The organism is Prevotella sp. P4-98 (assembly GCF_002251405.1).
Taxonomy (GTDB): domain Bacteria; phylum Bacteroidota; class Bacteroidia; order Bacteroidales; family Bacteroidaceae; genus Prevotella.
The window spans coordinates 1-7177 of the sequence record NZ_NPJC01000024.1 but is presented as its reverse complement, the minus strand read 5'-3'; the positions used below and the strand labels follow the sequence as shown (position 1 = coordinate 7177).

The window sequence follows — 7177 nt, the reverse complement described above, 5'->3', positions numbered from 1 at the left end:
TATTGATTTCTGGCAAAAGACCATATTCTCTCAAAGATTTCCCCCAAAGATTTCTTGCGAAGCAACTAAAAAAATCATTTTCCAAAACTGTTATCTGTTATCTGTTATTTGTAACGCAAAAAAAACATTTTTGGAAACTGTCAACTGTAACGCTTGGGGATGGTGTCATTGACCTGTCCCTGTGACATTTTCCGGAGAATGAAAATCAATATTACATAATGGGGTATTCATGCATTATCTTCTTTTCTGTTGAATTTTGCTTCTATATTATTTCTTCTAATTTATTTAATTTCGTAAGTTCGCCAAGTGTTGTGTCGGTGAATGTTCTCCATATATTTAAATGAACTGGCAGATAGTCTGTAAATAATTGCTTTACAAATTTAATTTCAAAGACCAATCTGAAATCATTATCATCGCAGTATGGATGTATTTCAGATTTAGATCCAACTCTTGCTACCTTGATAAAGTATAAGTCGCGTACACCCTTTCCTTTCATATATGGCATGAAATAGTAAAGCTTGTTTAATGCTACGGTAGAGGGAAACTTCTTGCCTGTGTAATAAATATTTGCAGAGTGATCGACATAATTTTTAACATTGTCAGACTTGACCAAACTAATAAGAACCCTCTTAGATTCATCTATAAAAATATCATCTTTTATGATTTGTGTTGACTTGCACTTTTGATTGCTGAGAATAGTAGTTGGGTACTCTTCTGCAATCTTTTGAATGTCTAGCTGACGGATTGTTGGCTGATGCAACTCTTTGCGTTCAGAAGGTTCTAATGTTAAAATATTAGAGAATGCCTTCTTCATTTGGATGGCAAGATACCATGCCAATCTTGGGGGTACAGCATTTCCTACCATTTTGTACCCATCCTTCACATCTTTATATATAAATCTGAAGTTGTCTGGAAATGTTTGAATTCTTGCACACTCTCTAACACTCAATCTTCTATATAAATGCTCATATCCTCTTGCAAATACTCTTTGAGAAGAAGATACAAATGTCATCTTAGGAGCCTGAGGATGCTGTGGCGCATTTCTTGCTTGAGCTTGCATAGTAAATGAAGTTTCATCCCATCCACGTACTCTATTTCTTGCCATATACTTTGCGTCATAAGGACCAGTATAGACGTCGTGGTTTGTGCGACTCGGATGTTCACCTTTAACTATATTATCACAATAGTATCGAGGCTGTTCGGTTATATCTCCAATGGCCTGTTTTAGAGTGATTGGTGGAGTTCTAATGGCATTTGGAAATACAAACTTGTTTGTCAGATCATTACGTATTCCGATAAAAAAGACACGAAACCGATCTTGAGGAATTTTATAATCCGCTGCGTTTAGTAATTCATAGGTAATCTTATATCCAGCCTCATGTAATGTCCCGATGAAAAAGGATAAGGACTTTTTATGTTTGTCGTCAAGAATACCTTGAACGTTCTCAATGACAAAGAACTTTGGTTTTTTATCCTTAACTATGCGAATATAGTCGAGAAATAGTAGACCGCGGGGATCTTCCAGTCCCAATTGCTTTCCCCCTTCACTCCACGCTTGACATGGTGGTCCTCCAATGATTCCATCACAATCAGGTATATCATTACCCGTAAGCGTGCGTATATCATTGGTATTCAGTATTGTATTTGGGTGATTGAGCCTATATGTTTCATGAATTGATTCATCAAATTCGTTTGCCCACACAACATTGAATCCTGCTTTTTCAAAGCCAAGATCGAGACCACCACACCCAGCGAAAAGTGAAACAATGTTCATATTAGTCTTGATAGTTTATACCATGTTTGTCAAGTGCGGCACGAATACTCATTGCCACATGATATGCAAGGTTTACGGGTACAGCATTACCAATCATCTTATATCCCATATTGACATCGGTATAAAGAAAAACGTGATCATCTGGAAAAGTCTGAACTCTTGCCACTTCACGAACAGACATTCTTCTGTACAAATGTTCTTGACCGGGTACAAAAATCTGCTTATTTTTTTCAACCTTAATCATTTTAGGTGCTTGGGGATGTAGTTGACATTGACGTCCACTTGCCTGTACGGTAAAACCAGGTTCGTCCCAGCTTCTAACTCTATTGCGAGACATAAAAATAGGAGAATAGGCACCAATGAAATATTCATGATTAGGAACCGCACATTTATCTCCATTGGTCTTGTTTTTATCAAGGGCAGAAATTACGTTGTCTTTCAGGTCCCAAATACACTCTCGGAGCGTTGGTTTATGTTTGCAAGGTGTAGGATATTCAAAATCATGAATATTTAAATCTTTTCTGAAGCCAATATAAAATACACGATCCCTATCTTCTGGACAATCAAAATCGTTGGCGTTCAACATTTTAAGATTTACATCATAGCCGGCTTCATTAAAGAGACGCAAAAAACCACCAACAGCCTCAGAATGACGTTTCGCCATCATTCCCGATACATTCTCTGCTACAAAGAAAAGAGGCTGTGCAGCCTTAAGGATTCTGATATATTCATAGAAAAGTTGTCCCCGAGCGTCTTCAATGCCTTTTAAGCTGCCTGCTTCACTCCACGACTGACATGGAGGACCACCGATGATACCAGTAACATGTTCTGGAAACTCGCTTTCTTTCACATCTCGTATGTCGCCTTCAATAAGGTGAGTATCTGGGAAATTAGCCTTGAATGTTGGGCAAATCTTGGGATCAAACTCGTTGGCTACCACAGTACGGAAACCTGCATTATGAAAGCCTCTGTCAAGACCTCCTGCGCCTGAGAATAAACTAATTAATTGCATTTTTAATAATGGTATATTATGAGTTTTGTATTTATTAAATTTGCGGGATTTTGAGGGTTTTCTATTTCTTCATCTGAAATGGATATTCCATTATCTTTACAAAACTTTTCAAATTCATTAACGTTTTCAAAATTAGAATATTTAGATTCTGGAATAAGAGCAACAAGCTTGAAGGTATATTCATTTGTATCTTCGGTGAGATATCCGAACTGAAGGAATGGTGATTTTATTAACCACATTCCTCTTATTCTAAGGTCGGATATTCCAAGATGATCAACTTTGTTAACCCTTCCAAGCTCATTTGTTTCAGCAAGTTCGACTTCTTCAAGTGATTGTAATCCTTCTTTGATTACATTTTCAACATCTTCATAAACTTCATGAGAATCACAATATAAATCACCGTAAATAAAAAATAGATTATGTAGCTCTTGTTTCTTAACCTGTCCTACAACATACAGCATATCTTTCTCATCCCACTCTTCGCATGTACGACAATTGTTGCAAATTTTGGGATTACCAGAATATAGTTTGTTTTTTGGATAACTACTGTTTAATTGTAACTGTGAATTTATAAGTGATTCTATTTTTTTTATCTCAACTGCATCACCTCCCTTCAGCATTGCATCAGGCGGATTCTTGCTGTTTCCTAGGTATGAAAAGGCTTGACTTCTTGCATGTTTAATCTCTCTTTCACTTTGTCCTAAACAATTAGCAAAAGCGTTTTTTACATAATCTTCAAAGGCAGCCCCCATATGATTAGCTCTATTATGTATGATTTCATCTGATTTTTCTGCTATATTCAAAGATGAATTTTCTACAATGGATTTTATAGCTGTAAGTATATTTGCCATGTAATTAAATGAATTATATTTTTAACCAACACCTGGTGATTTCAACATTTATACTTGCTCCGTTACCATTTACAGTTGTGTTTGATATTAACATCAGCAGGCATGCCAACTATTTGTATGTCAAACTTTAACGATGTCTCAATTATATCTTTTGCGTTATGTATTCTAAAAGAGAATTGCCATCCATGATCAAAACACATCACTACGGTTGTTTTGCTACCAGGCTTAAAGCCAATATGTAATAAAGTTGTTGGAAGATTTATAACAGGGACCTTAATTGCAGGCTGCATAACACGACTAGGCAAATTCAAAGTACCATACATATTGAATGATTGTATGGTTGTGATCCTTTTATAATCAATACTAATAACCTTATAAAAGTCATATTTACTAAGAAGGTATTCGACCATTCTACGAGGAACGTTCTTGTTTGCTTTTATCTGTGTTGTGACTTCTTTTACGAAGGCGTTCAATAAAGGTACATACACATCGTCCTCTTTAGAATTTAAGTCCCTAAAATAAGTACCTTTTGACTTTTCTATTTCCAAAAAGTCAAATATTGGTTTTACCTCATTCCAATAATCAGTAGAACAAGGTATGTCATACCATTTAGATCCAAAGTCAAGAGCTTTCGCTATGCGACTATGCTTGACAGCCATGTGATTATGTTTGATACTCAAACCAATTTCCCAAATTATATCTTTTCGTTCAATAATAATATCACGAACGTCAGCATCCTCCCCATGTTTGTCATTTTGAATATAGAGGTTAAGTACATCAGAACTTTCTTCTATGATATTGGGCTCAAGAGCGAAGATAGTGTCTATTGTGGATATTACACTTAAAGAATATAGAGTTTGCTCAGACTTCTCCAAAGTATCCCATGCATTTTCAGCTGCTAAATAGCTACTGTTTATAATAATATTTGCAGGTCGAATCTTTGAAATCTCCTGATACAAAGATTTCAAACATACAAATTCATATGCTCTTCCTTGATTATTACTCGCGTTACTCATTGTGTTATTTTTTTGTTTTTTTATCAAAATGCCACGTTGACAGGTCAACGACATCATGACTGATGCACAGTTTTTGGGTTTTAAGAATGATAGGGGAGTAATTCCCCTGTGTTACGATTTTCCATGCAAATTTATAAAAATAAAATGAGAGTTGCGAAGATGTTGACTGAAAAAATTATATTCATCTTTATTTTCTTTGGCCAGGCCTTTATCGAAGAATGATACAGGAGGTCAAAATGGCCCTTGTTTTTGCTTTCCCCAAACTGTTATCTGTTATTTGTTATCTGTAACGCAAAAAATTCATTTTTGGAAACTGTCAACTGTCAACTGTAACGCTTGGTGTTGATGTCATTGACCCGTCCCTGTGACATTTGAACAGGCACTTCCTTTGCTAAAAGCAGGATATAATCGAAATTCTTAGCCATATATCGTTATTTCTTTTTATACGTTCTGTTCTTATTGCCGCCTTGTGCTTCGATATAGCCGAACTCCGTAAGTTGGCGCAGGTAACGTTTGGCAGTTGTTTGAGTTAGGTTAAATTGCTTGGTGATGATCTCTGTTGTGATTTCATCCTTTCCGTCTGCAAAGATTAAAATATCGGCCAATTTCTTAGCTAATGCTGGCTTTATCGACCATTTATCGACCATTTCCTCTGCAAAATCAATTTTATCGACCATTTCCTCTGTCATAGACTTGATAAATTGGTCGATATCCCATTTAAGATGCTTACAATGCAATTGGGTCATACAGTCCAGAAATATCTGAATATCTTCATTCTCTCTTGTGTCTATCAAAGCCTGAATATATTCAGCTTTATCCTCCCTAAGCACTTTGGTGGGTAACACACCATATTCTATTTGGAGCAAATTCATCAATAGTCTGCATGTTCTGCCATTACCGTCAGCCCAAGGGTGAATGGAAACCAATTCAAAATGTGCCCAAAAGCTTAGTTCATAGATAGCTGCAATATCTGTCTTATCAATCGCCATACGGCGTTTGTTCAGTTCCTCACAGAATGCTTCAAGTCTTGAGGGTACTTTCAAGTACGACATATATGACTTTCCTCCAAAGCCTGCTGTCACATTCAGTTTTCTTAATTCGCCTTTGGCTGCAGAGAAATCTCCCACAAGAGAATGATATTCACTTCCAGTACGAGCCATAACCTTTGATGCAAGTGTGATTAGCCAATTTACAGTAATAGCTTCATGGTGTTTTATCCACTTCATGCCATAGTCGTATGCTGTTTTAAGGTCAAGGTTCATCAGTTGTTCTACCAAGGTGCGCTTTTGTGATGTGATGCCTTCATCAAACAACAGTTGAGCTTCCAATTCTGTAACAGTAGAACCTTCGATGGCTGTGGAGTGCGTGATGATAGAGTACAGATAGAACTTTTCGTAGTCTATCTGCTCACTAATGCCTAACTCCTTGTGTTGTTGAATGAGGCTCAATAGCATTTCTTTATTCTCTTTCGTCATATAGCTTCGGTTTTATTCAAACCAATACTGCATGCGAGATGCAAGCAAGGTTTCAAGATGTCACAGGGACAGGTCAACGACATCATGACTGATGCACAGTTTTTGGGTTTTAAGAATGATAGGAGAGTAATTCCCCTGTGTTACGATTTTCCATGCAAATTTATAAAAATAAAATGAAAGATGAGAAGATGTGGGAAGAAAAAGTTGTCATTCGTCTTTATTTTCTGTAGTCAGGCCTTCGTCAAAGAACGATTCATGAGGTCTAAACGCACCTGTTTTTGCTTTTTCAAAACTGTAACTGTAACAACTGTAACGCAAAAATGAGTTTAGGAAACTGTTATATTGTTATATTGTAACGCTTGTAACGCAAAACAAAATCAGGGAGGCAGCAAACAAAATCTTTAACAAAAATCTCGACTGAAAATGCGCTCGAATACCTCGCTTTTGGGGACGAATTTATTATGGATCGCATCGGAGATGCTCGAAATCTTAACGAAAATCTTTAGAATAATCTTTAACAAGAATCCGTGTCCTCCGTGTGATCCGTGGATGTTTTTAGTTGCCTACGGCAAGAAATCTTTGGAGGAAATCTTGTTTAAGATGTTGCCTACGGCAAGAAATATTTTAGGGAGATAGCAATCTTAAATAGATTTCTGGACCGTTTAGGTCCTTAGATTTTACATGAAGATTTCCTCTAAGATTTCTTGCGAAGCAACCCCCAAAAGAATCCGCTTAGAATGTGTTCCGTGGATAAAAAAACACCCACGAACCACACGGGGCGGTTCATGGGTTTACGAGAGGGAGTGTCACCCGATGGTGAAACCAAGGGCCGAGAGCATGGCGGTGATGGTGGTCAATGCAATGTTGATGATGACGCTCCACTTGTTTTTAGAATCTTGAGTCATAGTTTTCTGTTGATGATGTTGTGATAGTCTTTAATGCCGAGGAAGGTGGCACACAGTATCAAGAGCTGGGCAACGAGGATGAGGACGGATCCCGAAATCTCTCCTTGCGGAGGCATCATCATGCCAGCTGCAGCGAAGAGGATA

Annotated in this window: 6 protein-coding genes; 1 reads left to right on the top strand and 5 read right to left on the bottom strand. The window is 37.2% G+C overall.

Going from position 1 to position 7177, the window contains the following annotated elements; genetic code table 11:
- Positions 1–185: hypothetical protein (locus CIK96_RS13355; protein ID WP_216820940.1), on the top strand; the 185-nt coding region annotated here is incomplete at its 5' end.
- 77 nt (positions 186–262) lie between these two features.
- Here the strand turns inward: CIK96_RS13355 and CIK96_RS13455 are convergent.
- The 5 genes from CIK96_RS13455 to CIK96_RS04380 form a co-directional block, all read right to left on the bottom strand.
- Positions 263–1774, bottom strand: a complete 1512-nt coding sequence (locus tag CIK96_RS13455) for a DNA cytosine methyltransferase (protein ID WP_094439888.1) — start codon at positions 1772–1774, stop codon at positions 263–265.
- Position 1775: 1 nt separating this feature from the next.
- Positions 1776–2786 carry a DNA cytosine methyltransferase gene (locus CIK96_RS04395; protein ID WP_094439886.1) on the bottom strand — a complete coding sequence of 337 codons (1011 nt, stop codon included), beginning with the start codon at positions 2784–2786 and terminating at the stop codon, positions 1776–1778.
- A 2-nt stretch (positions 2787–2788) separates the two neighbouring features.
- Positions 2789–3637 carry an NgoPII family restriction endonuclease gene (locus CIK96_RS04390; RefSeq protein ID WP_094439884.1) on the bottom strand — a complete coding sequence of 283 codons (849 nt, stop codon included), beginning with the start codon at positions 3635–3637 and terminating at the stop codon, positions 2789–2791.
- 62 nt (positions 3638–3699) lie between these two features.
- Positions 3700–4653 carry a HaeIII family restriction endonuclease gene (locus CIK96_RS04385; protein WP_094439890.1) on the bottom strand — a complete coding sequence of 318 codons (954 nt, stop codon included), beginning with the start codon at positions 4651–4653 and terminating at the stop codon, positions 3700–3702.
- 431 nt (positions 4654–5084) lie between these two features.
- Positions 5085–6128 (bottom strand): Fic family protein, encoded by a 1044-nt coding sequence (locus CIK96_RS04380; protein ID WP_094439882.1) that lies wholly within the window; start codon positions 6126–6128, stop codon positions 5085–5087.
- Between the last annotated feature and the right edge of the window lie 1049 nt (positions 6129–7177).

What these genes read in the sequence shown, in the direction of transcription:
- CIK96_RS13455 (WP_094439888.1), bottom strand. Translation starts at nt 1,774, where the DNA reads ATGAACATTGTTTCACTTTTCGCTGGGTGTGGTGGTCTCGATCTTGGC.
- CIK96_RS04385 (WP_094439890.1), bottom strand. Translation starts at nt 4,653, where the DNA reads ATGAGTAACGCGAGTAATAATCAAGGAAGAGCATATGAATTTGTATGT.
- CIK96_RS04395 (WP_094439886.1), bottom strand. Translation starts at nt 2,786, where the DNA reads ATGCAATTAATTAGTTTATTCTCAGGCGCAGGAGGTCTTGACAGAGGC.
- CIK96_RS04390 (WP_094439884.1), bottom strand. Translation starts at nt 3,637, where the DNA reads ATGGCAAATATACTTACAGCTATAAAATCCATTGTAGAAAATTCATCT.
- CIK96_RS04380 (WP_094439882.1), bottom strand. Translation starts at nt 6,128, where the DNA reads ATGACGAAAGAGAATAAAGAAATGCTATTGAGCCTCATTCAACAACAC.